Raw genomic sequence first — 25,318 nt, 5'->3', positions numbered from 1 at the left:
GTGTTAGCGATGCTTCCGCCGCTTATTCGCCCGCCGCGGCTTCGGACCAGCTGCCGACGGCCGATGCGATTTGCCATCTGCCGTCCGCCCGGCCGAGCAGCGCAATCGAATCGCCGGGATTGGCCGATTTCACCGCGTTCCCGCCGCCGGCCGGCCTCAGGATCGCGCCGCCGGACTGCGGTACGAGCGTGACGGCATGCGCGGCCTCGATGCCGAACGTAAACGTCCGGCCCGCCTTCGCCTCGGGCAGCGTAAGCGTAATATCGCCGGCCGCTCCCGCGTTATGGATACGGTGACCGATCCAGCCTAAGCTGACCGGTCCCGAGGCCGCGACCGCCCTAACGGGCTGAACGGCGTTGCGGACATGCACGTCTTCCGCAACCGGGTCGACATGGTAAACGCTTTGGCTGCCGCCTCGCGCGCTGCAGTCGATCAGCTGCACGTTGCGGATCGCCTCGTCTTTGTTCTTCTTGACCGCGAATCCGCGCACGACCAGCCCGGATGCCCGTTCGTCGATCGACTCGCAGCCGATATACGATACGTTGCCGATTGCGGAGCGCGGCTGCTGCGGAACGGTCGTCACGATGAACGAGGCCCCGAAGCCGTACGGATCGTCCGGCATGTTGACCGTATTGCAGTTGATCGCCTTGCAGCGGACATAGGTCGTTTTAACGCTTTCCGGGGAGTTCGATAAGACCGAAAACCCGGCATACTGCTCGTTTTCGGCCGTGCAGCCGATAAAGGCGACTTCCCCTTTGACCGCCTTCGCGCCTTCTCCGCCGTAATTGACCGAATACCCGAACGAATTGCCTTTCGTCCGGCAGTTTTCGAACGTGATGTCGACCCGTTCGCTCGCCGCGGTCAGCTTCAGCAGCGTGACCAGGAAGCCGCGCCCGACATTGCCTTCCGCCGTGCAGCCGACGAATCGAATGTTTTTCAACCGTTCCAACCCGTTCGTGTTGTTCGGCTCGATATCGACGCCGCTCTTCGGCGCCGTCCCGTCCGTCCGTTCGAAGCGGCAATTCTCGACGAGCAGCCCGTCTACGGTGATGACCGAAAGGCCTTGCCGCCGGTTATTGTAGGCTCTGCACTCGCGCAGGACGATGTTTCTGGAGTAAGGCTGCGAAGCCTCGAATGCGCCCACGTAGAAGCCGTCACCGCCGCTGTCGTTGGCATTGATCCGCTCGATCAGGACGTTGGACGAACCGCTAATATCGAATATATGGGCCTGTTCTCCGGAATTGTACGCGGCTTTATTCATTTGCAGGGTCGCCCCGTTGCCGCATATGTGCACGTTATCCGCGTTAAGGATGCGGATCAGCCGCTCGTAAGGCGCCTTGCGGCTTAACGTATCGATCGCCTGAACGACGGTTCCGGGCTCGAATTCGATTACCGTGCCGCTGCGTACGAACAGCTGCCCGGTCAAGTAATAGCCGGAGCGCTGTTTCGGAATGAACAGCTTTCCGCCGGAAGCCGCATTCAGCGCATTTTGCAGCGCTTGCGTATCCACCGTTATGCCGTCCCCCTTGGCGCCGAACCAGAGAACGCTCAGCCTGCCGTCATGCACCCGCTTCAGCCGTTTGCCCCCGGGGGCTACAAGCACGGTACCCGTATTGTCCGCGGTAACCGTATCGTTTTCGTCGACCAGAAAGAAACCTTCCATTCCCGCATCGGTTACGTAATAGGCGGCCTCCGGCCAAATGTCGGACTCGCTCCGCAGCTCGCCGATCGTCGTCGCTACGCACAGACCGATCCCGTGCAGATCCTTCCATTTGCGTTTCTTATCCTGCTTGCTTTTATCGTCAAATTTGTCTATCTCTATGCGGTCGCCGTAAACGCTGTCGGTAACGCCCGTTTCCTTCCCGTACGCTACGCCGGCCGCACGTCCGGACAGAAGCCCTTCCGCCGCCAAAAAGGCACCCGCCGCGCCTAGCGAGGCAAGCAGCTTTCTTCTCGTCATCATGCTTGCCGATGCTTCACGGGCTTCTTTTTGCTCCGTATGAACCGGTTCGTCCCGGCGCTCATTGTGGATATGGTTGTCGGTCATTTTGGTTATCCCTCCGTACCATAAGTTTAGGTAAACGTCGTTCATACAAGGGTTCTGCTGCTCGGAGCCTTAGGAACCGATCGTTGAGAATGACTCCCACGTGCCGGGCGTCCCGTCGGCAACACATATCCACCCGGCCGGAGCCGAAACGGAAGGCAGGACGTTCCACAAGACGGAGCCGCGCTTCCAGCTCCCTGCGGTCGGCGCCGCTGAGGCCCAACCGGCGAAGGCATCCTTGGCTTGCATTTCGGGGGAAGCCCACTTGAGCAAATACGAAGCTCCGGCAATTGGCGTCCCGCTGCCCGCAAATACGTTGTCCGCCGTAATGCGAATGTCCGAGCCGTTCGCCGCCGCGTCGAGCTGGATGCATTTGCTCTGGCAGTCCGTCACGTTGCCGTCGAATAGAACGCCGCTGACGACGGCCCCGAACCAGTAGCCGACATTGCCGATATTGATCAGCTGGTTGGACGCGATTTGGTGCCTGCTTGTCGGAAGCGTCCCGGTAAAACGGACGGCGCCGTAGGAGGAATTGACCGCTTTGATCTGATTGCCGACGAAGCGCACAGCCTCGCAATCCGTGAAGGCGACGGCGATCGCCCGCCCGGAATCGATGCAGTTATCTCTTATTACCGGTGCCGCCGAATTGCTGATCAACCAGCCGGAAGCGCCCGTCGCATAATCCCGGTTGCCGCTGATCTCCAGTCCTTTGGTTACTTTGGAGCATAGGATCATTCTGGCGTCGGATACCGAACCGTAAAACTCGTTGCCCCGGATCGCCACGTGTTCCGTATCGCCGCTCGCCGCAATGCAGCGGAAAAAGTACCGCGATTTGCCCTTGTTGCCCGCGATCGTAATACGCTGATTTTTGAAGGCTGCGTTCGGATTGTAGGAATTGACGAAATAGATTTCACTGTAAAACCCGTTGTCCTCGATCCACACGTCCTCCACGATATCGGTGCCCGCGGACGATGTATTCGGCTCTAGATCGATCGCCGCAACATAAGGAAACGGATCGCTGATCGCATTGCCGCAAATCCATATGCCCCGTCCGGAAACGACGGCGACGGCGCATCGTCGCGGGTTGCTGAGAACATTTTCGCGGATGTGGACATTCTCGCTCGGCGCGATGTAATCCGACCCGACATACACGCAATCGCCGTACGGGGCATCGAGCGTGTTGTTATGGACGTATACGTTTCGCGAATTGACGATGCGGAGCAGGTGGGACTGCTCGTTCACGGAGCCGCCCGCATAGCTGCCGTTCAGATGCAGTCCGGTTACGGTCAATCCGCTTCCCGCATACCCTTCGATCCGGAACATCCGCTTGGCGACCGAGCCGTCCGGACTGTCCATGCGGATTTCCGGCATGCCGATGCCGACGATCGAACCCGTCAAGACAACGGATCCCGTCAGCTTATAGAAAGCAGCCGGCTTGGGGACGATTACCGTCTTGCCGGCAGCAGCCGCCGCTTGAAACGCCGCCGTATCGTCCGTTGTCCCGTCTCCGGCGGCTCCGTGATCGAGCACGCTCACCCAGCCGGGATCGGCTGCCGCCAGCAAGCCGGGGACGCCGTAGACGGCGTCCGTGACGGAGGCGGCTGACACAGCGGCGCCATGCGCGAGCAGCGGCAGCAAGCCGCCGCCGGCTATCGCCATGCCCGCCGTACCGATCGCCGCCAGCACATGCCTGCGGGTCATCGGCCGGCTTGGGCTTGGCGACGGCACCGTGCCATGCCATGCCGTCATTCCATTGTCCGGCTTCAGCGCCTCGTCCTGCGCCGTTGCCGTTCCGTTTTCCAATTTCCGCTCCTCATCACGCGCTTTTGCCGTGCCATTGTCCGACTTCAGCGCCTCGTCCTGCGCTTTTGCCGTTCCGTTGTCCCTTTGATTCCCTTGCCGATTTCTGCCCTGCTCATGAAGCGGAGAATCCGTCATCGTAACCCCTCCCACTAGTCATATTAGGAACAGGATGCATATGCGGGTTTCTCTAAGCTGTCCTTCGCTTGCAGGCTTGCTTACTTTCTTGCTTACTTTCTTGCTTACTTTCTTGCTTACTTTCTTGCTTTCTTGCTTTCTTGCTTTCTTGCTTTCTCTCTTCGTCTCGCCGCCAGTGCCGTTGCGTCCTGCTTTAGCCGCAGCCTTACCCGGCTCCAGCCGCCACCGGCGCCGGATCCATCAGCAGACAGGCGGTCAAAGCCGCCGACCAGTGGAAATCGCGGATCGTCTCCAGCTTGCGGCGGATGTCGTACGTCTCGCGCGGCGGTCCTTTGCGATAGCAAGAGGGCGGCGCAACGCGATCCTCCGCGTCGAAATATTCGAAGACAACGCCATATCGTTCGTAGTTCTTTGCCACCGCCGCCACGGTCATCCGGCTCAATCGCTCCGCTTCCTCCTTCCTGCCGTGCTTGCGAAGTCCTTCGGCAATCATGTAGTTCATGCATATCCACACCGGCCCGCGCCACATATCCGTACCGAACGAAGAATCGGAGCGGGCGACGGTCGGCACCGGGAACGCCGTGCCGAAATGGCGGGGATCGCGAAGCATCGCGACCAGCCGATCGATCCGGACTTGCGGCAGATCGTCAAGCAGCAGCGGCAAAAAACCGCTGACCGCTTTGACCGCAGACATGCGTCCGTCCATATGACGGTCGAAATAGAAGCCCTCCGTCTCGTCCCACAGCTCCCTGTGAACGGCCGCAGATACCGCTTCGGACCGGCTCCGCCATTCGGCTGCCCGCTCCCGCTCGCCCAGTTCCTCGGCGATGGCCGACATCGCCCTCATATCCGCGGCCGCATAGACCGAGAAATCGACGGCGTCGAGCGCAGCCGCTTCGTCGAAGCGCGGGGAATTGTCCATCCCCGATTCCCCCGAACGGCACAGCGGATTCCCCTCGATCATCCATTCGAGCAGACCGTTGCCGTTCCGGTCGCGATTCGCGAGCAGCCATCCCATGTATCGTTCCAGCCGCGGGAGCGCATACGCCAAATCCGACCGGCGCTTCGTGTAGCGGTAATTTTCCCGCACGCCCCACGCCAATACCGGCGGCTGCGTAATGGCCGAAGCGGTGCCGTCCGTCCGGCACATATGCGGAATCATCCCGTCCTCTCGCTGCGCGTCGAGCACCGCCTTGAGCAGATCGGCGGAAACGTCCGCATCGATCCGGTTCATCGCGAACGAATGAAAGACCGAATCCCACAGCCACATCGCCCGGTGCGGCACGCGGTCCGGGGTCGACCATGTTCGGCGGATCGCACCCTCCGCAGACAGGGTATTGACCTTCATGACGCTAACGCATTTGTTGAACAGGCGTTCGCGGCCGGGCGCGCTTAAAGGCGTTCGCTTGCCGTAGATGCGCAGCCGCGCGGCAGCCGTCTCGAACGGGTCCGCCGTTTGCGCCTCCCTCACTCTTGCACGAGCGTCTTCGGCCGTCTTTCCGTAGGCGAGCACCCAGCCGGCTCGGTTCCGCCAAAGCGCAATAACATCCCCGTTCGCAGCGTCCTCGGTTAGGCAAAGCGTCCCGCAGCCGGCATCGCCGCCGTTCGTCCTCTCAGCCCCGGCAGACTCTTCTTCCCCAAGCTGCATCCCGTCCCCGGGCAGCTCTGTCACGCGAAGCGAAGCGGATTCTCCGGTTTCCGTATCCTCGAACGTCAGCTCGGCCGAGCCGTTCGCCGGGAGCCGGCCGACGAGCGTATGCCAGCTCCGGTAAACCGCGAGCAGCGGACCGTCCGCCGTTTCGGCCAGCAGCACGTCGCCCGTTGCGATCCGCACCCGTTCTTCCTTCGCAGCCCGCAGCCGCAGCACCCTGCGCGACGGCGTGTGAAACAGCAAGCCGAACCGCTCCTTAGCGGCCGTCGCTACGAACTGCGATTCCGTAACCGTTTGCCCGTCAAGTCCCGAAAAAGCGAATAACAGCCCTTCGCCCCACACATCCGGCATATTCGGAAAGACGGACAGCAGACTGGTCGTATCCATTACCTCTCCTCCTAAGAAACCTCATTTACAGGCTCCATGCCGGAGACCTGCTCCCGAACGCTACGGATATATTCGCCGAACGCCACGGTTTGACCGCTCGCTCGGGACTGCTCCGCCGCAAAAACGAGCATATGGCTGAGCGCCGAAACGATGCCGTGAGTGCGTCCAAACGTTTCTTCCCCCTGCCGGATCCGCTTCACGACGTCGCGCACCATGCCGTAATCCCCTCCGCTGTGTCCGCCTTCCAGCTTGGGCGGTACGATGAGCTCCCGCTGCCCCGTGAATAACGCAAGCTCGATCTCGTTTTTCTCCAAATGCCCTCGTATTTCGCCTTCGGTGCCCATCAGTTTAAACGTCCGCGAGCTGTCCTTCGTGAAGCCCGTCATCGTGAAGGCCGCCGTTGCGCCGCTGCGGAACCGCATGTTCACAATCTGATGATCGACGACGTCATTATCGCAGCGGAACACGCATCTCCCGTAAGGGCCCTCCGTAATGGCCTTCCACCGCTGCTCCAGCTTCGGCTCGAGGCTCGGCACGTTGTGCGGCCACTCGTCCTTCTCGTTGTAATACCATTTCAGCGCGGAGTAAGAGCATTCCGCCTCCACGGCGCAACCGTCCGTACAGCGGGCGGTCGAACCGGCCGGCGCCCGTTCCTCCTTGAAATAGGACAGATCGCCGAAGGAGGAAACATGCGTGCACTCCTCCTCCAGCAGCCATCCGATCAGATCGAGATCGTGGCAGCTTTTGGCCAGCAGCATCGGGCTGGAAAGACCGGCATTCCGCCAATTCCCACGTACATAGCTGTGCGCCTGATGCCAGTAGCCGACGTTCTCGTTCCACTGGACCGACATCAGCCGTCCGATCCGGTTGTCGTCCACAAGCTGCTTAAGCGTCTGAAAATACGGCGTATAGCGCAGCACATGACAGACGAACAGCTCTTTGCCGAGCCGTCTCGCCTCCTCCGCCAGCGCCATCGTCTGGACCGGATCGGGCGACATCGGCTTCTCCAGCATGACGTGGTACCCTTGGCGGAGCGCCCGCATGGCAGGCTCGAAATGTTCGTTATCCTGCGTGCATATGAGCGCAAGGTCGCCCAGCTTAGGTCCGCTCAGCAGCGTCTCCCAGGAGGCGAAACGCCCGCTGTCGGCAATGCCGTGCCGTTCCGCAAAATGAAGCCGCTTCCGTTCGTCCGGCTCGGCGACGGCGGCGAACCCCAGCTCATGCGGATGCGTCAAGGCATAAGGCGCGTACGCCCGCGCCCCTCTTATCCCCGCGCCGATCAGTACGGCTCGAATCATCGTTCTCACCCTTTCAGTCCCGTCGAGGCGATGCCTTGGACGAAATATTTTTGCGCGAACAGAAAGACGACCAACACAGGCAAAATCGTAATAACCGCCCCCGCCATAACGAGCGTCATCCGGTTCTCGACTTCGTTCTTCAGAAACAGCAGTCCGAGCGGCAGCGTATACAAATCTTTATTCTGCAAATAAATGAGCGGCTCCAGCGTGTTGTTCCATGCGCTGATGAACGTGAAGACGGCAAGCGCCGACAAAGCAGGCTTGGACAGCGGCAAATAAATCATCCGAAAAATTTTCCACGGATTCGCCCCGTCCACCCAAGCGGCATCGTACAGCTCGCGCGGAAGCGTTTTGAAAAACTGATGCAGCAGGAAGATACCGAACGCTCCGCCCAGAAAGCTGCGCAAAATAAGCGGGTAATACGTATCGAGAGCGCCGACCGATTTCCAAATGAAATAAGTCGGGATCATCGTAATTTGCGAAGGCAGCATCATCGTGCCCAGCATGGCAAGAAAAATCAGGTTGCGACTCCGGAATTCGAAAAACGCCAGCCCGTATGCGACGAGCGCGCACGACGCAACCATGCCGAGCAGCTCCAACACGGTTACGAACACGCTGTTCAGCGTATACCGCAGGAAGTTGACCTCCACCCACACCTTCTTGTAGTTGCCCCATTCGAAAGGATCGGGCAGCAGCTTCGGCGGCAGCGACAGCTCGGTTCCGGATGCCATCAGCGAGGTGGATACCATCCAAAAGAACGGCACGAGCATCAATAAGGCTCCCGCGCCCAGAATGGCGTAAGCGGCCCACTGCAGCGACGATGACGTTTTATTCATAGTGGACCCACCTCTTCTCCAGCTTCTTCTGCATGAGCGTAATCGCGAGAATGATCAGGAACAAGCCCCATGCCATCGCGGACGCGCTGCCCATTTTGAAGTTCATGAACGCATCCCGGTAGATCAGAATGTTCGGCACCATATTGCGGTCGGCCACCGCCGTAATGTCCCCGAGCATGACCAGGAACACGTCGAACGCGTGAAAAGACGAGATCGTCGACAAAATCATGACCATGTACACCATCGGCGATACGATCGGAACGGTAATTTTGGCAAACAGCGTCCATCCCGAAGCCCCGTCCATCCGCGCCGCCTCAATCATCTCTTTGGAAATGTTTTGCATCCCCGCCAAAATGAGCACCATCGAGTAGCCTGCGCCCTTCCATACGTTCACCAGCGCGATTGAGCCGATGACGAGCCACCATTTGCCGCTGCGCACCCAGTCGATCCGGCTGACGTCGAAGCTTTCCAAAATCCAGTTGAGAATGCCGTATTCATAGTGGTAAATCCACAGCCAGATCATGCCTCCGGCAACCCAAGGCGTTATGACGGGAAGGAAATAGACCATCCGGAACAGCGATTTCCCCTTGATCTGCAAGTTCAGCAAATAAGCGAGAACGAGCGCGACGCCCGTTTGCAGCGGCACGAACAGCAGCGAAAAATAGCCGACGTTGCGCAGAGACATCCAGAACGCCTTGTTCTTGGCGATTAGCGTCCAGTTGCGGAAGCCGACCCAGTCCGGGGCATTGAACAAATCCCATTTCGTGAACGTCAAATAGAACGAGAACACGAACGGGAATAAGAAAAACACGAGCAACTGCAGAACAAACGGCAGCGTGAAGCAAAAACCCCACCAGCCTTGCTTGCGCATCGAAACCCCTCGTTTCGTTCACCGGTACGGAACCGGCCGGCAATGTCGGTTCCGCCGGACTTCCGGACATCGTCGATGCCCGGAGGTCCGGCGTTGTTGTACGGCGTGCTTGTATGCCGGATCGTTATTTGTTTTCGTCCAAAATCGCTTGCACCTTCTGCTGAATTTCTTTGGCGCCGTCCTCCGGCGTCCGCTTGCCGTCCATAATATCGTCGAGGATCGGATTGGCCGCAGCCCGCCATTCGTTCCAGGACGGATTCTCGTCAAGCGTCGAGCCCGCTTCCTCGATTCCTTTCGTATACGCCTTCTTGTTGAGCGGCTTGGTCGTCATTTTGTCCAGCGCCTCAAGCGCGGTTTTCTTGACCGGCATACTGGCGCCGCTTTCCGATAGGAACGTCTGGGCTTCGTCGCTCAAGTAATATTTGAGGAACGTCCAGGCGGCTTCCTTCACTTCCGGCTTCGCCTTGGAATAGACGACCCACTGGTTGACGACCATCGGCACGAAGCGTTTGCCGTTCATGCCGATCGGCATTTTGACCGTGTCCCAGTCAAGATCCGGCTTGTTCTTATTAAGCGCCACCTGGCTCGAGTATTGGAAGAACAGCATCGCCGCTTTGCCGTTCTCGAACAGCTTGCCGGTCGCCGCCATTTCGCGGGTCGGGCTAATCTTGAGCTTATTGATCGTGTCGGCCCAGCCGGTCAAGCCTTGAACCGATTTGGGATCGGTAAACATGGCCTTCGCCAGCGAGGAATCGAGCGCTGAGCCGCCGTAAGCCTTCATCCACGGCAGCCAGCCCAGCGTAATGTTATTGCCGGCTTGGAAGCCGTAAATATCCGTTTTCCCGTCGCCGTCCGTATCTTTAGTCAGCTTCTTGGCGGTGTCGATCAGATCCTGAAACGTCCAGCTGTCGGTCGGGAACGGGATGTTGTTGTTCTGGAATATCTTCTTGTTGAAGGCGAGCGCCCCTGCGTTAATGCCGTGCGGAATACCGTATATTTTGCCTTCGGGCGTCTTGGCCGACAGGAGCGCGCTCACGTAGTCGTCGGTTTTCAGATCGCGCTTGATGTACGGTTCCAGGTTCTCGGCTACGCCGCGCTGGCCGTAGCCGAGAATGACGGCGTTCTCCTGCAGCCATATGTCCGGCGGGTTGTTCCCCGCGATCCGGGTTACGATCTTCTTCGTGAAATCGCCCCATGGCGCTTCGTCGATTTCCAGCTTGATATGCGGGAATTTAGCCTGAAAGCCGTCGATGATTTTCTTGCTCGTAATATCGTAGCTTCCGGGCAGTCCGATTTTGAGTGTCACTTCCTTCGGCGGCGCTTGCGTCGCTTGGGAACTCGGCGAGCCTTGCGGACTCGCGCTTCCGCTTGCAGCCGGCGATTTGTCTGTATTGCCCGATGCGCAAGCGGCAACCGAAAGCGCTATCAAGATTGGCATGCCCGCAGTCTTCAACGTTTTCATGGTTATGGCCTCCCTTTTCATCTTCAGCAGCAAATGAATTACACGTGTTCGTAAACGGATCAATCGACCACTACTGTTTGAATAAATCCATTTCAAAATGAATTACCGCTACACCTTATTACATGCGTTCGTAACGAACGACGGCTTTTATACCGTTTCGATCCTCCTGGTCGATCTTCGAACGTTCAGCTCGCAGCCGACTTCCAAGTCCGCCAATAGGCTGCCGCTCCATCCTCCCGTTCCCGAGACGATCGCGAGCGCCTCCGCCGCAAGCTGCCTGACCGAAGGCCCTACCGTCGTAAGCGGGATATCCATCCCTTCCATTTCCGGTATATCGTCGTACACGATAAGCGAATAGTCGTCCGGTATTCGAATGTTGCGTTCCTTGAACAGCTTGATTAGCGCAAAAGCGTACGTCTGGCTGTCGACGATAAACGCCGTAGGCCGGTCCTTTTTGGCCAGCAGCTCCGCCACCCTCGTCTCCGGAAACGGCTCTCCCTCTTTCGTTTCTATCCGGTAATCGCTATGGTACTCCAGCTTCTGCTCCAGCACGCCTTGAGTGAAGCCGGCCAGCTTCTCGGAGGAGTCGCCGATGAAGGTGATTTTACGGTGCCCGTAATCCGCCAAGTGGCGAACCGCCTCGTAAATCGCACCTTTCCGGTCGATGCCGATTCGGTGCGTCCCTTCCAATCGTCCTCCGCCCATCAGCAGCATTTGTCCGTGAAACAGCTCCTTCTGCCTCATAAATTCGAGGGAAGGCGTCCAGTTCGGAGCACACCAGAACACGATCTGATCGACAAAATGCTTATGGAACGCCCGCAGCGCGCGCGGCGGATCGTCCAGCGACAGAATGACGTCCAGCCCCAGCCCGGCGGCTTCCTTCTGGAGGCGCAGCCCTAGATGGTAAAAGAAAAGTCCTTCCAGCCTCGGCCAGATGAGGCCGATCGAATTCGTCCTGCGGTCGGCCAGCCGTTTGGCGGCCAAGTTCGGCACGTAATTCATTTGCTTGGCGATCTTCTCGATTTTTTTGCGGATTTCCTCACTTACCCCAGGCGCGCCGTTAAGCGCCTTCGATACGGTGGGATGGCTGACGCCGGCGGCCTTCGCGATATCTTTAATGGTTACTTTCATGGAATCGATGTCCTTCCCGTTTCACGAATGTAGCAATAGCCCGATTATATTACACGTGTTCGCATTCGTGAATATCGATCCCTGAATCTTTTCTGCGGAAGGGTATCCGGCTACAGCTTAACCAGCTCATCGATCCTTACGGGTCTGCCGGCACGAAGCGAAACGTTTCCGGCAATTCCGGTCAAGATCGATACGGCGCCGTCGACATGCGATGCCGCGCGATTGAACCGGTCCGGCTCCGGTACGCCGAACAGATCGTTCAGCAAAATCGGGTCTCCTCCCCCGTGACCGCCAGCACGCTCCTCAATCGGCACGTCGTAGGCGCGCCCGAACATCGGATACACGGTCAGCTGTTTGGATGAGGTCGCTCCTTCGTCTTCCTTCTTGCCGCCGGAGTTGACATACGCCCGCTCCACCACCTTCAGCTCGATTCTCCCCTTGGTGCCGTTGAAGACGACGTTAAAGCCTTCCCAAGGCATGTAGGCGTTGAGCGAGTAAGTCAGAACCGCTTTGCTCTCATAACGCACCATGACCCCAAGCGTATCCTCGATGCTGATGCCGTCGCCGAACACGCTTTGATCGCGCTGGTAGCCATCATCCTTCTCCGCGTCCAAGTACAGCGCCTTCAGATGCGCGTTCGACTCCATATGAAGCGCGAACGGATCGTCCTGCGCCGCCTCGCTTCCGTGGGCACGCTGATAAAAGCTCGTCACGCCCCGGCGCTCCGCATTTTCCCTGCCATAGAACATGAGACCGCCCATCCCGAACACCGTTTCCGGCTTCGTTCCCAGCCAAAAGTTGACGAGATCGAAATGATGGGTCGACTTGTGGACGAGCAACCCTCCGCTGTTGCGCTTGTCGCGGTGCCACCGGCGGAAGTAATCGGCTCCGTGCAGCGTATCCAGCAGCCACTCGAAATGCACCGAGTTCACGTCCCCGATGACGCCGTCCATAATCAGCTCGCGCACTTTCGTATTATGAGGGGCGTAACGGTAATTGAACGTGACCCGCAGCTTGCGTCCGGTACGATTGACGGCATCGACGATCCGATTGCATTTCTCCTCGTCGACGGTCATCGGCTTCTCGCTGATGACGTCGCAGCCAAGCTCCATCGCCCTGATAATGTACGTATGATGCGTACGGTCGATGGAGGTGACGATAACCGTATCCGGCTTTTCCCGCTCGATCATCGCATCGAATTGATCCGCCTTATAGACGGGTACGGGCGGATGATCGTATTTCTCCTGCAGCAGCCGATTCGCATAGTCCAGCCGGGTTGCATTGATGTCGCAGAACGCGACCAGCTCGCTGTGCTCCCGAAATCCGCTTGCCAGCGCGCCGTAAAAGAACTCGGCACGGCCGCCCGTTCCAACGAGCGCATACCTTTTTCGCTTCATGTGCTTATGCTCCTTTTTGACTATCGTGGATGAAAGGGCGGAACGCCCGGCGGGGTTCGGTCTGTGCCGGCATTCCGTTATTGATGCGCTTTCATTTTACCGCAATATATCGTAGGAATCTGCCGTTTTATTGCCTGGATGGGTAATTTCTGCACATTTCTTGCTCATCTTGGATCGGATTCGTGGTACAGTGAAAGCAGCGGAAACGAGAAGCGGGGAGGGAGCGCGGTGAAGGAGCCTTTTTTCATTCACCATTTCAAACGGACGGCCCATTACACGATGGCGACCAATCATTTTCACGACCAATATGAAATTTACTATTTACTGGAGGGCGAGCGGTTCTATTTCATTAAAGATTGCTCCTACCGCATCGGCAAGGGCGACATCGTCTTCATCGACAAATACGAGCTGCACAAAACGGGCGACGCGGGTCTCCCCGGCCATGAACGAATCTTGATCAATTTCGACGACCGATTTCTCGATTGCTCGGCTCATGCTATGCTGTCCGGGCCGTTTCAAGCCAAGCTGCGCCGTCTCTCGCTCCCCCCTGAAGAACGGGCTTGGGTGGAAACGGTGTTGTACGATATGCTGCTTGAGGCTAAAGCCGGCCAGCAGGGCAGCGGCATCGCGCTTCAAGCCCAGCTTTCGCGGCTCCTCGTCCGGTGCGCGCGGCTCATGCAACGCGACGATAGCGGCTCCGGCGGGTTCGAGCACGAAAGCCCGGCGCACCGCAAAATAACCGAGATCGTGGCTTACCTCAATACGGCGTTCGGCGAGCCGCTGTCTCTGGAAAGCGTCGCCAAGGCGCATTTCGTCAGCCCTTCGTATTTGAGCCGGACATTCAAGCGGGTAACCGGCTTTTCGTTCGTCGAGTACGTGAACAGTATACGGATCAAGGAAGCGCAGCGGCTGCTTAGGGAGACGAGCTGGAAGGTGACGCGCATAGCCGAGCAGGTCGGTTACGAAAACATAGGGCATTTCGGGCGCGTCTTCAAAACAATCAGCAGAACGCATCCGCTCGATTACCGCCGGGCGCATGCCGAGCTGGGAAAATCCGCTACCTGATCCTGAATGGCACCCTATTTAGACGTATATACAGGAATGAGTTGTCGGAGCGCTTGCTTCTGCTCATGATTGTTTTTCCTCTTTGTGCTGCCTAGATTGTAACGCTTCGAACGTACGTATAAGAGATTCAACTTCGTCGTCGGACAAGGGATCGGCAAAATACTGCTTGATCCCCCTAGCATAAACGGGCCACGCTTTACGCAATTGCATTTCCCCTTCATGCGTAAGAACAGCGTATGCTCCCCGCCGGTCCTCTTCGCTTTTTTCCCTTTGAATCAGTCCATCTCGTTCCAGCCGGTCGATCAGACGTGTTAAGCCGCTTTTGCTCAAGACTACCTTCCGATTCAATTCCCCGAAGCGAAGCCTATGGTCCGGCGCCTCAAACAAAGCGATCAGAACATCGTAAGTGGTTAGCGGAACTTTCTTCTGTTCGGCCAAATCCAGCTCGATGCTTTCTATTATTTTGGCATGGGTCTTAATAAACAAGCGCCAAGCGGCAAGCTGCTTTTCCGTCACCCTTATCATCGTCCATCCTCCATTCGGTTAAAATCAATATAGAACATTTTTGTTGCATAATCAACAAAATAATTGTTGACTGCGCAACTTAATCGTGCTAATTTTAGTTGTGTAGTCAACTGTTGATTTCGAAACAAATTAGGAAAAGGAGTATGATGGTTGCCATGTGCCAAACGAGCTTTTACACCAACACCGTTCTGCGCTTATTGGTTGGAGTCATTTTTATCATGCACGGGAAATTCAAATTGGTATGGGGGTACTCCCATTTATCGGAATGGCTGCACGGTCAGGGATTTCCGCTTGCAACCTTATTCGCTCATGTCCTTCCGTGGATTGAACTTCTTGGAGGCATCATCATGATTATTGGAGTCGGTACTCGTTATTTGGCCGCCGTATTTAGTCTTATTCTTCTAATCGCCCTCGTTAAGGTGAAGCTCGCTATCGGTTTCATCTCGAATACGGCAACCGGCTACGAGTTCGACCTGCTGCTGCTGATCGTCAGTTTGCACGTAATGGCGACTAGCCCTAATTCACTCAAGCAAGTCTGGGGGATATCCCGTAAAGGAGGTGACTTAAATCATGACTAAAGTAAAAATCACAAAATACGATGAAGGCCCTTATGTGATTCAAGGTGATTTCGATCTGGTAGACGGTAACGGAGCCGCTTTTCAAACGGGCCAGACGATAGCGGTTTGCCGCTGCGGCCAATCCAAGACACAGCCTTTTTGCGATGCTACTCATAAAACGTGCGGATTCAGAGAGGCTTCCGCGGCAAGATAAGCGCGCTAGCGATCCAGGGATGAGAGGATGGCTGACGTCCCTCACTATATAAGTTGAACCAATGAGTTGGGAGTCCATTGCATTCCGAAAGGGATTGCCTTGCCGCTTCAAACATCTTGTTTTGCGTTAACTTATATAGAAATCCAGCCCTTTGTCATTACCGATGAGGTACAGCATCAAACACAATCATTCGCTAACCTATTAGCCTGTTGAGAACTCAACAGGCTTTCTGTTGTTTCATTGACAAATTTACGCAAGCTGTTTCTTCTTTTGAAGCAATCTTTGCCAGATTTGGATCGTTGCTTGACGTCAGACAGCTTGACGATAGGTTGAAATCATTCCTTCCCCTCCGTTCTGGATGTCACGAAATTTGAACAAGCCGCGCAAAGTTCGTCCATCCATGAGATAAAACAGGCCGTTTCCTTATACGGCGGTCCATTATTGCCCAGCTGCTACGAGGATTGGATCGAGCCGGAGCGGGATAGACTTGCTCAAATGTATCAATCCGCCTTGGAACGTCTCGTATCCAAATTGGAGCTGACCCGTCAATATGACGAAGCACTCCGATACGCCAAGCTATTGCTGGGACAAGATCAGCTCCGGGAAGAAAATTATCAATTGCTGATGCGTCTTCAAGGAAGCGTTTCTTAAACGTTGCAAAATAGAAGCAATTCCAAAGTAATCCGAGTATCGGCCGGAAAAAGATGGCTCCATGAATGGACTTCATAGAAAGTTCAGTTAAAACAAAACAAGCTGACGTCAGTAGAAACCGACGTCAGCCTGGGGTAGTTTTTTTCGTCTGTTAGAGGCGACTTGTTCGCTGAAGAGGAGAGAATCGGACGAGAAGGAACGGATTGGGTCGTTAATCCGTCCCATCCGTGTACCGAAGGCAGAGCAATTATCTATACCGGCGATCGTGAAAGGCAGGTTATACCTCGCCCCAGAACACCTGGGTCACATAATCGAAAGAAACTTGGCCGTTCTGTTGATTACGGTCGAACAGCTTCCGCAACTCCGCCATCATCGGTTCATAGCTCGGGTGGCCCGGCGCGGGCGTGTAGGAAGACGAACGCAGCCTTCCGCTCAGCCCGTCAAAGTCGAACAGCTGTCCGTAGTTGAAACGTACTTCCTGCAGCCTGCCTTCCTTAAAAAACGAGACGAGCATCTCCTGCGTAATGTTCGTATGATTCACTTTAGCGTAGTCGGTGCCGAACGTATGGAGAAGCTGCTCGTATTCTTCCAGAAACGGTGTGCCTTGCGTAAGCCGGGAATTCCAGATGAGCGCCGTCTGCCCGCCCTCCTTCAAAATCCGGCGGAACTCCGATTGCGCCGCATCGCGGTCAAACCAGTGGAATGCCTGGGCGCAGACGATCCCGTCTACAGAACGATCCGGCAGTCCCGTCGCCTCCGCGGACCCGGAAACCGAGCGGTAATTCGGCTCTCCACCCAAAGCCTGCACGCCCGCTTCCCGCATCGCCTCATTCGGCTCGACCGCCGTCACGCGGCTCCCCCGTTCCAGCAGCAGCTTCGAAAAAATCCCCGTTCCTGCGCCGATATCCGCTATCTCGCTATTCGAGCTAAACCCGACCGCACCGTACAAATGATCGATCGCTTCTTTCGGATAGCTCGGGCGGTACTTCACATACGTATCGACCCGGTTTGAAAATCGTTCCTTGCTGTCCATGCGCGAATCACGCTCCCAGTCGGTTATAGTTTCGCCTTACGAAATCCATTCCAGAAACTCCAAACGATTGCCGAACGGATCATTCAGGTAAAAGCGTTTCACGCCTTCATCCGCCCGCGCATCGTCGTCGCTCACCTTGAGCATCTTCGAAGTCAAATACGCCTGTAGAACGTCGATATGGCGAACATGAAAAGCAGGATGGGCTTTCACCGCCGGACGGAAATCCGGCTGTACGCCGATATGCACCTGATGAATGCCGCATTGAAACCAGACGCCCCCGCGATTTCTCAGGCTCTCCGGCTTCGGGATTTCCCTCCAGCCCAGCAAGTCCGCATAAAACGCTCTCGCTGCTTGCTCGCAGCCTTCCGGAGCAGCCAGCTGCACATGGTCAATCCCCGCAAACTCGAATGTCATGGCCATCGCCCCCTCAAGTTTCATTAGATGAAATTAAGTTTCATAATTATACAACCAGCATATCACTATACCGGCAAATATTCAATCGGCAAGCTGCCGTTTCTAGTCATTTTATTAGAGCGGCCGCCATTGGACCGGCCTTCTTCCCCCGTTAAACGCACGAACGATTGAAGGCCGCCAAGCTAGTAGCCGGCAGCCTTTTTTCGATAACCATTTTTATAGGAAGAGATCAATCGCTTCTATCTTCCTTCCGTTCCGTTGGATGTGAGCGCTGAAGCATCGTTGCGGACTTCCAGTCCCAGCTTGCGGGCGACGAAAGCCGTCGTGCTCGCCTGGACAAGTATAGTCAGCAAGACCGCCATGAACGTGACGGACGAGATAACGTCGGCATGCGCAATTCCCGTTCCCGCAATCATGCCCGATAACGCGGCTGGAATGACGCCGGTTTCCCGCACCCAGAACATGAAGACGATTTCCTTCCACGTCCATTTCGCTCTTCGGTCAGGCAGCGTACAAACCAGAACGGCAAGCGGCCTGGCAACAAACATAAACACCGCGATAATGCCGAGACTCGGCCACAAATACTGCCCTATGACCGTAAAATTGACTTGGCTGCCCAGCAGAATGAAAATGAGCATTCGCATGATGACCGTCACATTTTCGGAAAAATGCTCCATTTCGTGCTGCTTGTCCGCCATACTAAGCTTGAACATGCCCGCATTGCCCCAGATCAGTCCTGCGGCAAACGTCGCCATAAAGCCGCTCACATGCAGGATGTCGCCGAGCAGGTAAGCCCCTAGCGCCGTTACAACCATCCCGATCGTCGTATAATCGCGCAGCACCCCCAGATTGGCATGAGCCACCAGATACGATGCGGCGAAGCCGAGCAAGCAGCCGACCGCGATACCGCCAACCGCCGACTTGACGAAATCAAGGATGCCGGAAACAAGCGTAATTTCCTTCGTGCCGAGTACGATGGCGAGCACCGAAGCGGTTAATATCGCACCCGTCGCGTCGTTGAAGGCCGATTCGCTTTCGACGGTCTCCCGCACCTTCTCGCGTATTTTCACCTGCTTGAACACGGGAATGAGCGTAGCCGGATCGGTGGATGAAATAATTGCGCCGAGAAGGAAAGCATACGTCCACGGAAGCCCGAGCAGCAGATGGGAAACCGCAGCAACCGCCGCGCAAGTAACGAGCACGCCCGGAACGCTGAGCAGCGAAACCGTCAGCCACACCTTGCGCAGACCGCTCAGCTTGATATTGCGCCCGCCGTCGAACAGGATAAGCGCCGAGCCTGCCGTCAAAATAAGCTGATTCGTTAAGGACGTGCTCGTTTCGTTAATAAGATGCAGCCCTTGGCCTACAAGCATCCCCGCGAATAAAAAAAGAGCGACATCCGGCAATCGGAGCCGGCTCGCTATTTTTCCGGCAATCATGCCGAGCACGCATACGAATATGAGCAGGTACAGGACATGGTGAATCAGAACGGTGCTATCGCTATCCACAGCGCTTCATCCCCTTCGTCAGCTCGATACCGACTGCTGAAAATCCTCGATCTGCTCATTCGTGCCGATGACGACCATAATATCGCGCTCGTCTACGACTTCTTCCGCCGTCGGCGCGATCACGATGCCGCCCCGCTTGTTGATCGCCACGACGCTGCAGCCGTATTTCTTGCGCGTGTCGAGCTGCCTCAGCGTCATCCCGGAAATGCGCCGCGTCACCGAAAGCTCGGCTATCGTGTATTCCTTGGAAAGCTCGATATAGTCCAGCAAATTCGGCGAAACGAGCTGATGCGCCACCCGAATGCCCATATCGCGCTCGGGATAGATGATACGGTCGACGCCAATCTTGTTCAGGACTTTGCCGTGCAGCTCCGAGAGCGCCTTCGCCACAACTTTTTTGACCCCGAGATCCTTGAGCAAAATGGCTGCCATGATGCTCGCCTGTATGTCGTCGCCGATCGCCACGACCGCGCAATCGAAGTTGCGGATGCCGAGCGATTTCAGCACTTCCTCGTCCGTCGCATCGGCCACGACCGTATGCGTCAGAACATTGCTCATCTCGTCGACGATTTCCTCGTCCTGATCGATTCCGAGCACCTCAAAGCCCAATTCGATTAATTCTTTGGCCAAGCTGGAGCCGAACCGGCCTAAACCGATGACAGCGTATTGACTTCCTTTCATTTCCCCTGCTCCTTATCCGATCGTTATTTTGCCTTCCGGGTACCGGTACAACTCTTTTTCTGGTTTCGGCCCCAAGGCGTAAGCTAGCGTCAACGGCCCCAATCGGCCGATAAACATCATGAGGGCGATCATGATTTTGCCGACAATAGTCAGCTGCGTAGTCAGTCCCATCGTCAATCCGACCGTTCCGAAAGCCGAGGTGACCTCGAACAAAATCATCAAGAAATGGTGATCCTCCGTCGTCGACAGCACCATCGCCACGAAGATGACGAGGAAGAGCGCGATAAGCGTCAGCGTAATCGCCTTGAAGATACGATCCTTCGCCAAGCGGTTGCGGAACAGGACGATATCTTCCTTGCCGCGAATCATGGCGATCATCGCTCCGATCAGAATCGTGAACGTCGTCGTCTTGATCCCGCCGCCCGTCGACCCCGGCGAAGCGCCGATAAACATCAGGATGATCATGAAAAATTGCGACGCCTGGCGCATGGCTCCAATGTCGATCGTGTTCGCCCCCGCCGTTCGAGGCGTAACCGACTGGAACATCGAGCCCCAGAACTTACCCCAGCCGCTCAGAGGCTGAAGCGTAAGCGGATTGGAGTTCTCAAACAGGAAGATGACGATTGCGCCAATGACGATTAGCAGGCTCGTTGTCGTCAATACCACCTTCGAATGCAGCGTAAGCTTCCGCGTACGCTTCAAATCGAGTACGTCGGAGATGACGATAAAGCCGAGGCCGCCGAGAATGATCAGCAGCATGGACACGATATTCACGATCGGGTCGTCTACGTAGGTCGTCAAGCTAGTAAACTTCGTCCCCGTATGGCCCCCGAACAAGTCGAAGCCGGCGTTGTTGAAGAACGAGATCGCATGCCAGACCCCGAAATACAAGGCTTTTCCGGGCGGCATGTCGCCGGACCAACGAATCGCGAAAAACACGGCTGCAATGCCCTCTATGGTAAGCGCGTACCGGATAACCTTGCGGATCAGCCGGACGATCCCCTCCATACTCCCTTGATTAAGCGCCTCCTGCAAAATGAGCCGTTCTTTCAGCGAAATCCGCTTTTTCAGCATGAAGGCGAACAGCGTGGCCATCGTCATGAAGCCGAGACCGCCTATTTGAATCAGAGTAATGATGACGATCTGCCCGAAAATGGTGTAATCGCTCCCGGTATCCACGACGACCAGACCGGTTACGCATGTTGCGGAGGTTGCCGTGAACAAAGCGTCGATAAACGGCAGCGAAACGCCGCTTGTCGATGCAAAGGGCAGCGTCAAGAGAAACGCGCCGATCAGTATAATTGCGGCGAAACCGAGCACCAATATTTGCGGGGGCGTTAGCTGAAGCGGGCGAAACGTTTTTTTCATGCCCTACCGTCCTTTCTTTCTCCTCCGCAATAATCTTGTTCTGCTTCGGACAATCCGCCATATGATTTTTAAACAACAAAAAAAGGCATCGGAAAACCAATGCCCTTTGACGGTTAATGGTATCCTGTTGCGAAGCCTACGAGGTTAGCTGTCGGATTCGGGTGCAGCAGTCACCCTATTCGCCATGAAGGCGAAATTCACCCCAAGCCCGATACGCGGCAATAATTCGCATCCGGCTCCTTCTTACATGGTTCCCCCGTTTTCGTTCAGAAATTCGGCTTGTTACGCTATTCAATTCAACGACTCCGATTATATCCTGCTTTCCGTATATGTACAAAGGCGGATTTGGAGGAAAACGGAGGATTTCTTTGAAAATTGATCGTCTTTTTTCATGAAGGAGTAGTGCGCGCTTGCGTTTTCATCCATTTTCCGTCGTTTGCTCTATTTATGTCCATCTCTACGCACCGGAAGCCGTATCGCAGCAGGACGCTTACGCTGGAAATGACTTACACGATATGGTACCTTGGATACAACCCAACTTGAAGCATCGCGTTCGAAGCCGTCTTGCTTAAGCAGGACGACCCTTCTTTCCCGTTTTTTCCATATCCACCGACAGCAAGCCTTACGCATTTAGCCGTCTTTAAGGAGCGTGAACCATGGTACCTCATAAATTGAACCGCCGCCTTCTTCTGCTCGCCGCGATCGGCATCGTGCTCTACGTATCGATCATGGCCTACAACATGCTTGCCAGCCCTTCATCCGTCGAGGAGGATTATTCGCTCCATGCCGTTACGAAAACCGCTGCGGCCGATGCCGCGTCGCAGTTCGTCCGGACGAAGTTTCCCGGGATAACGCCGAACGGGACGACCGTCGTCTACCAGTCCGATCAGGAGCTCAGCGGCTATTTGCAAAAATCGGGGCTCTATGACGAGTACGAGAGTAAATACGATCAGCGCTTTCCGCTCGACTTTTGGCAGGTTCAGGTGAAAACGCGAACGTCCGGCACGACTTACACGGTGTTTGTCGGAATGGACACGCCTGAGATCGCCGGCTGGCAGAAGACGACGTCGGGGCGCAAAGCTCCGCCTGCGACAGACGGTGCCAAGATCGCAGCGGCGGCCGTTATCGAAATGGGCTACAAAGCCGAGGAATTCGTTTATAATCCGGATAATAAAACAGGACGAGGCGAAGAGCCGGATTCGACGTTTTATACGTTCGAAAGCACCGGGAAGACTATCGGCGAATCGAAGCTTCTGCTGCAAGTCAAGGTTCAAAACGGCGAAACGGTCTCATTCAAGCCGGCCTTTTCGGTTCCGTCGGACTATATGAGCTGGCTGGATAAGCAGAAAAAAAGCGCCAGCTGGATGACCCTGGCGCATGTCGCTTTTACGATTATTATGGGCATTGTCGCCCTTGTTTACATGATCATGTACGCCCGGCATATTTCGTTCACCCGCGGCATCGTCATGACGCTCGTGTATACGGCCTGCTATGTCGTTCAAACGTTTAATATGATTCCCGCCCTGCAGACCGAGTCTGCCGAACAGGATTCCATGATGCTGGTTATCCTGCTTGTCGTATCGCTGCTCTTCGTGCTGCTGTCGGCCGCTTCCCTGTACATGTCGCTGCTGGCGGGAGACGCCCTCTGGCGGCACCGCGACCGTCATCTTTGGCCGCGCTGGCGCGAACCGGATTTCGGTCAGCATATTTTGTACGCGATGGGCCGCGGTTACTTGATCTGCTTGTTCATTATGGGCGTTCAGCAGGTGGTTTTCTTCGCAGCCGAGAAAGGCTTTCACGCATTCGGCGTGAACGATCCGATGCAATCTCCGCTCAATATGCTGTGGCCGGGATTGTTTCCGACACTGGCCTGGCTTGCCGGCATTTCCGAGGAAATCTTGTTCCGCTTGTTCGGCATTATCATTTTCAAAAAGCTGCTGCGCAACACGTTCCTGGCCGTTCTCATTCCGAACGTATTTTGGGCGCTGGGGCATACCGGCTATACGATCTACCCGAGCTACACAAGATTGATCGAAGTGACCTTGCTTGGCTTTATTTTCGGCTATGTTTTCTTGAAATACGGACTTTATACGGCTATTTATGCGCATGTGGCGATGGACAGCATCCTGATGGCCTTCTCGTACATCGCGAGCGAAAATACGGCGGCCTCCGTGTTTGTCGGCTTATTCTACGCCGCGCTGCCGGCCATTGTCGGATACGCGATTATGCTTCTTCATGCCCGTCTGAAGCCGAAACGGCCTCGGCCTGAGATTCTTCCCCCCGCAGCGACGTAAGGATCGTTTGCGCCAGCTTTTCCCCTATACCGAGAGGCTTGAAATCTCCGATTTCGGCCTCTTTTATTTTTTTGAGCGAGCCGAAATGCTTCATCAGCTGCTTGCGGCGCTTCTCGCCGATGCCCGGAATATCGTCCAGCTTGGATTGGACCATGCTTTTGGCCCGCGTTTCCCGGTGGAAGGTGATCGCAAAGCGGTGAACCTCCTCCTGGATGCGCTGCAGCAAGTAAAACTCCTGGCTGTCGCGAGGCAGGTGAACCGGCTCCGGCGGGTCTCCGATCATGAGCTGGGCCGTCTTGTGCTTAGCGTCTTTGACCAGTCCGCCTACGGGAATATAAAGTCCAAGCTCGTTCTCGAGCACGTCGATCGCCGCCGACATTTGGCCGCGGCCGCCGTCGACGATGACCAGATCGGGCATCGGCAGGTTTTCTTTCAGTACGCGCTCATAGCGGCGCCGCACGACTTCCCGCATCGTTTCGTAATCGTCCGGACCCTCTACGGTACGGATTTTGTATTTGCGGTATTCCTTGCGGTCCGGCTTGCCGTCGACAAAGACGACCATGGCGGAAACCGGATTCGTCCCCTGAATGTTCGAGTTATCGAACGCTTCGATTCGCCGAATCGTTCCGAGCCCGATCGATTCGCCCAAATTTTCGACTGCCTTGACCGTTCGGGACTCGTCGCGTTCGATCAGACGGAACTTCTCTTCCAGCGCCACTCGCGCGTTATCGGTGGCCATGCCCACCATCTGCTTCTTCAGCCCGCGCTGCGGCGTCAGCACCTTGACGTGAAGCCAAGAAGCGAGAGCGGCGCGCACGTCGTCGGCATTCCTCTCGGCCTCGTCCGACAGCGGGGTCGTCTCCTCCGATGCCGGGGAGGCGGATTCAGCCGATAGCAGAGTCGTTTCCTCCGATGCTGGTGAGGCGGATTCAGCCGACAGCGAAGCCGGTTCCTCCGATGCCGCCTTCTCTTCCGGAACCGGCGAAGGGATGACAAGCTCCTTCGGCAAAGCCGGATTTTCGCTGTAGTACTGCGTAACGAACGAAATGAAATCCTCGTAAGCCTCGCCATAGTAGGGGAACAGCGTCGCGCGCCTCTCGATCATTTTGCCTTGGCGCATGTACAGGATTTGCACGCACATCCAGCCCTTGTCGACGGCGTAGCCAAAAACGTCGCGGTCGACGACGTCCGAGGTCGTAATGTTCTGCTTCTGCATTACGGCGTCGATGTGGACGATCTGATCGCGCAGCTCTTTCGCCCGCTCAAAGTTGAGTTCCTCCGCGGCGTCAAGCATTTTACGCTCCAGCTCCTGCTTGATCTGATCATGCCCTCCGTTTAGGAAGCGGCTTATTTCCTGCACCATCTGCTCGTAAGACTCGGCAGCCACCTCGAATTCGCAGGGCGCCACGCACTGGCCGAGGTGATAGTACAGACAGACGCGGTCCGGGAGCGTCTTGCATTTGCGAAGCGGGTACAGCCGGTCAAGCAGCTTCTTGGTCTGCTGCGCCGAGAAGGCATTCGGATACGGACCGAAATATTTGCCCTTATCCTTGTATACCTTGCGCGTCACCTCCAGCCGCGGATGCCGCTCGTTCGTAATTTTGATATATGGAAACGATTTGTCATCCTTAAGCAGTACGTTGTACCGGGGATGATACTGCTTGATTAAGTTGCACTCTAGGATGAGCGCCTCAACGTTATTAGCGGTTACGATATATTCGAAATCGCGGATTTCCCCAACCAATCGCTGCGTCTTCGCACCGTGGCTCCCGGTGAAATACGAGCGGACGCGATTTTTGAGCACCTTCGCTTTGCCGACGTAAATGATCGTCCCTTCGGCGTTTTTCATCAAATAACAGCCCGGCTTCTCCGGGAGCAGAGCCAGCTTCTGGCGAATTATATCCTGAACATGTTGCTCTCCCACGAGCGATCACGCTTCCTTTGCCATGAACTAATAATGAGCGGAAAACAAAGAAAAAGCCCTTTCCTGCCG

The 25,318-nt window shown here is 56.1% G+C and carries 21 protein-coding genes and 1 riboswitch; of the genes, 5 read left to right on the top strand and 16 right to left on the bottom strand.

What is annotated here, in order from left to right:
• Positions 1-22: 22 nt before the first annotated feature.
• The 9 genes from ACKGJP_RS07575 to ACKGJP_RS07535 all read right to left on the bottom strand — a co-directional run bounded on the left by ACKGJP_RS07575 (position 23) and on the right by ACKGJP_RS07535 (position 13,015).
• Positions 23-2,047, bottom strand: coding sequence for a right-handed parallel beta-helix repeat-containing protein (locus tag ACKGJP_RS07575; RefSeq protein WP_409345055.1), 2,025 nt, complete (start codon positions 2,045-2,047; stop codon positions 23-25).
• A gap of 69 nt (positions 2,048-2,116) precedes the next feature.
• Positions 2,117-3,982 (bottom strand): hypothetical protein, encoded by a 1,866-nt coding sequence (locus tag ACKGJP_RS07570; RefSeq protein WP_409345054.1) that lies wholly within the window; start codon positions 3,980-3,982, stop codon positions 2,117-2,119.
• A 205-nt stretch (positions 3,983-4,187) separates the two neighbouring features.
• On the bottom strand, positions 4,188-6,020 hold the full coding sequence (locus tag ACKGJP_RS07565; RefSeq protein ID WP_409345053.1) for an amylo-alpha-1,6-glucosidase: 1,833 nt from the start codon (positions 6,018-6,020) through the stop codon (positions 4,188-4,190).
• A gap of 11 nt (positions 6,021-6,031) precedes the next feature.
• Entirely contained in the window at positions 6,032-7,318 is a 1,287-nt protein-coding gene (locus tag ACKGJP_RS07560) for a Gfo/Idh/MocA family protein (RefSeq protein ID WP_409345052.1), read from the bottom strand.
• A 5-nt stretch (positions 7,319-7,323) separates the two neighbouring features.
• On the bottom strand, positions 7,324-8,154 hold the full coding sequence (locus ACKGJP_RS07555; protein WP_409345051.1) for a carbohydrate ABC transporter permease: 831 nt from the start codon (positions 8,152-8,154) through the stop codon (positions 7,324-7,326).
• On the bottom strand, positions 8,147-9,025 hold the full coding sequence (locus ACKGJP_RS07550; RefSeq protein ID WP_409345050.1) for a carbohydrate ABC transporter permease: 879 nt from the start codon (positions 9,023-9,025) through the stop codon (positions 8,147-8,149). Before ACKGJP_RS07550 ends, ACKGJP_RS07555 begins: the two co-directional genes overlap by 8 nt.
• 124 nt (positions 9,026-9,149) lie before the next feature.
• On the bottom strand, positions 9,150-10,487 hold the full coding sequence (locus ACKGJP_RS07545; protein WP_409345049.1) for an ABC transporter substrate-binding protein: 1,338 nt from the start codon (positions 10,485-10,487) through the stop codon (positions 9,150-9,152).
• A gap of 147 nt (positions 10,488-10,634) precedes the next feature.
• The gene (locus ACKGJP_RS07540; protein ID WP_409345048.1) at positions 10,635-11,618 is read right to left on the bottom strand and encodes a LacI family DNA-binding transcriptional regulator; all 984 of its coding nucleotides are present in this window, start codon (positions 11,616-11,618) and stop codon (positions 10,635-10,637) included.
• Positions 11,619-11,728: 110 nt separating this feature from the next.
• Positions 11,729-13,015, bottom strand: a complete 1,287-nt coding sequence (locus ACKGJP_RS07535) for a Gfo/Idh/MocA family protein (protein WP_409345047.1) — start codon at positions 13,013-13,015, stop codon at positions 11,729-11,731.
• Positions 13,016-13,243: 228 nt separating this feature from the next.
• Here ACKGJP_RS07535 and ACKGJP_RS07530 point away from each other — a divergent pair, with 228 nt between their 5' ends.
• Positions 13,244-14,080, top strand: a complete 837-nt coding sequence (locus ACKGJP_RS07530) for an AraC family transcriptional regulator (protein WP_409345046.1) — start codon at positions 13,244-13,246, stop codon at positions 14,078-14,080.
• A 63-nt stretch (positions 14,081-14,143) separates the two neighbouring features.
• On the opposite strand, the gene ACKGJP_RS07525 is transcribed toward ACKGJP_RS07530, so the two are convergent.
• Positions 14,144-14,605 (bottom strand): MarR family winged helix-turn-helix transcriptional regulator, encoded by a 462-nt coding sequence (locus ACKGJP_RS07525; RefSeq protein WP_409345045.1) that lies wholly within the window; start codon positions 14,603-14,605, stop codon positions 14,144-14,146.
• 143 nt (positions 14,606-14,748) lie between these two features.
• On the opposite strand from ACKGJP_RS07525, the gene ACKGJP_RS07520 reads away from it, so the two are divergent.
• The 3 genes from ACKGJP_RS07520 to ACKGJP_RS07510 all read left to right on the top strand — a co-directional run bounded on the left by ACKGJP_RS07520 (position 14,749) and on the right by ACKGJP_RS07510 (position 16,027).
• The gene (locus ACKGJP_RS07520; RefSeq protein WP_409345044.1) at positions 14,749-15,183 is read left to right on the top strand and encodes a DoxX family protein; all 435 of its coding nucleotides are present in this window, start codon (positions 14,749-14,751) and stop codon (positions 15,181-15,183) included.
• Positions 15,176-15,376, top strand: coding sequence for a CDGSH iron-sulfur domain-containing protein (locus ACKGJP_RS07515; RefSeq protein WP_409345043.1), 201 nt, complete (start codon positions 15,176-15,178; stop codon positions 15,374-15,376). Before ACKGJP_RS07520 ends, ACKGJP_RS07515 begins: the two co-directional genes overlap by 8 nt.
• Positions 15,377-15,730: 354 nt before the next feature.
• Positions 15,731-16,027: a BTAD domain-containing putative transcriptional regulator gene (locus ACKGJP_RS07510; protein WP_409347098.1), complete on the top strand. Its 297-nt coding sequence runs from the start codon at positions 15,731-15,733 to the stop codon at positions 16,025-16,027.
• Positions 16,028-16,304: 277 nt separating this feature from the next.
• On the opposite strand, the gene ACKGJP_RS07505 is transcribed toward ACKGJP_RS07510, so the two are convergent.
• The 5 genes from ACKGJP_RS07505 to ACKGJP_RS07485 form a co-directional block, all read right to left on the bottom strand.
• On the bottom strand, positions 16,305-17,060 hold the full coding sequence (locus tag ACKGJP_RS07505; RefSeq protein WP_409345042.1) for a class I SAM-dependent methyltransferase: 756 nt from the start codon (positions 17,058-17,060) through the stop codon (positions 16,305-16,307).
• 36 nt (positions 17,061-17,096) lie between these two features.
• Complete coding sequence (locus ACKGJP_RS07500) at positions 17,097-17,474, bottom strand: VOC family protein (RefSeq protein ID WP_409345041.1); 378 nt, start codon at positions 17,472-17,474, stop codon at positions 17,097-17,099.
• Between the two features lie 239 nt (positions 17,475-17,713).
• Positions 17,714-18,982, bottom strand: coding sequence for a cation:proton antiporter (locus ACKGJP_RS07495; protein WP_409345040.1), 1,269 nt, complete (start codon positions 18,980-18,982; stop codon positions 17,714-17,716).
• 18 nt (positions 18,983-19,000) lie between these two features.
• A complete protein-coding gene (locus ACKGJP_RS07490; protein ID WP_409345039.1) occupies positions 19,001-19,663 on the bottom strand; it encodes a potassium channel family protein in 663 nt (220 codons plus the stop codon).
• Between the two features lie 12 nt (positions 19,664-19,675).
• Complete coding sequence (locus ACKGJP_RS07485; protein ID WP_409345038.1) at positions 19,676-21,031, bottom strand: TrkH family potassium uptake protein; 1,356 nt, start codon at positions 21,029-21,031, stop codon at positions 19,676-19,678.
• A gap of 119 nt (positions 21,032-21,150) precedes the next feature.
• Positions 21,151-21,321: riboswitch (cyclic di-AMP (ydaO/yuaA leader) on the bottom strand.
• Between the two features lie 366 nt (positions 21,322-21,687).
• Here ACKGJP_RS07485 and ACKGJP_RS07480 point away from each other — a divergent pair.
• Positions 21,688-23,325 (top strand): CPBP family intramembrane glutamic endopeptidase, encoded by a 1,638-nt coding sequence (locus ACKGJP_RS07480; RefSeq protein ID WP_409345037.1) that lies wholly within the window; start codon positions 21,688-21,690, stop codon positions 23,323-23,325.
• Here ACKGJP_RS07480 and uvrC read toward each other — a convergent pair.
• Positions 23,255-25,174 carry an excinuclease ABC subunit UvrC gene (uvrC, locus tag ACKGJP_RS07475; RefSeq protein ID WP_409347097.1) on the bottom strand — a complete coding sequence of 640 codons (1,920 nt, stop codon included), beginning with the start codon at positions 25,172-25,174 and terminating at the stop codon, positions 23,255-23,257. The genes ACKGJP_RS07480 and uvrC overlap by 71 nt on opposite strands.
• Positions 25,175-25,318: the final 144 nt, after the last annotated feature.

This window comes from Paenibacillus litoralis (assembly GCF_046244365.1).
In the GTDB taxonomy this organism is placed as follows: Bacteria; Bacillota; Bacilli; order Paenibacillales; family NBRC-103111; genus Paenibacillus_V.
This window is presented reverse-complemented; position numbering and strand designations above follow the sequence as displayed.

Coding starts and splice junctions, on each gene's coding strand:
- ACKGJP_RS07535 (WP_409345047.1), bottom strand. CDS start 13,015: ATGAAGCGAAAAAGGTATGCGCTCGTTGGAACGGGCGGCCGTGCCGAG.
- ACKGJP_RS07490 (WP_409345039.1), bottom strand. CDS start 19,663: ATGAAAGGAAGTCAATACGCTGTCATCGGTTTAGGCCGGTTCGGCTCC.
- ACKGJP_RS07550 (WP_409345050.1), bottom strand. CDS start 9,025: ATGCGCAAGCAAGGCTGGTGGGGTTTTTGCTTCACGCTGCCGTTTGTT.
- ACKGJP_RS07540 (WP_409345048.1), bottom strand. CDS start 11,618: ATGAAAGTAACCATTAAAGATATCGCGAAGGCCGCCGGCGTCAGCCAT.
- ACKGJP_RS07500 (WP_409345041.1), bottom strand. CDS start 17,474: ATGACATTCGAGTTTGCGGGGATTGACCATGTGCAGCTGGCTGCTCCG.
- ACKGJP_RS07485 (WP_409345038.1), bottom strand. CDS start 21,031: ATGAAAAAAACGTTTCGCCCGCTTCAGCTAACGCCCCCGCAAATATTG.
- uvrC (WP_409347097.1), bottom strand. CDS start 25,174: ATGAAAAACGCCGAAGGGACGATCATTTACGTCGGCAAAGCGAAGGTG.
- ACKGJP_RS07565 (WP_409345053.1), bottom strand. CDS start 6,020: ATGGATACGACCAGTCTGCTGTCCGTCTTTCCGAATATGCCGGATGTG.
- ACKGJP_RS07560 (WP_409345052.1), bottom strand. CDS start 7,318: ATGATTCGAGCCGTACTGATCGGCGCGGGGATAAGAGGGGCGCGGGCG.
- ACKGJP_RS07515 (WP_409345043.1), top strand. CDS start 15,176: ATGACTAAAGTAAAAATCACAAAATACGATGAAGGCCCTTATGTGATT.
- ACKGJP_RS07505 (WP_409345042.1), bottom strand. CDS start 17,060: ATGGACAGCAAGGAACGATTTTCAAACCGGGTCGATACGTATGTGAAG.
- ACKGJP_RS07480 (WP_409345037.1), top strand. CDS start 21,688: ATGGTACCTCATAAATTGAACCGCCGCCTTCTTCTGCTCGCCGCGATC.
- ACKGJP_RS07520 (WP_409345044.1), top strand. CDS start 14,749: ATGATGGTTGCCATGTGCCAAACGAGCTTTTACACCAACACCGTTCTG.
- ACKGJP_RS07575 (WP_409345055.1), bottom strand. CDS start 2,047: ATGACCGACAACCATATCCACAATGAGCGCCGGGACGAACCGGTTCAT.
- ACKGJP_RS07555 (WP_409345051.1), bottom strand. CDS start 8,154: ATGAATAAAACGTCATCGTCGCTGCAGTGGGCCGCTTACGCCATTCTG.
- ACKGJP_RS07570 (WP_409345054.1), bottom strand. CDS start 3,982: ATGACGGATTCTCCGCTTCATGAGCAGGGCAGAAATCGGCAAGGGAAT.
- ACKGJP_RS07545 (WP_409345049.1), bottom strand. CDS start 10,487: ATGAAAACGTTGAAGACTGCGGGCATGCCAATCTTGATAGCGCTTTCG.
- ACKGJP_RS07525 (WP_409345045.1), bottom strand. CDS start 14,605: ATGATAAGGGTGACGGAAAAGCAGCTTGCCGCTTGGCGCTTGTTTATT.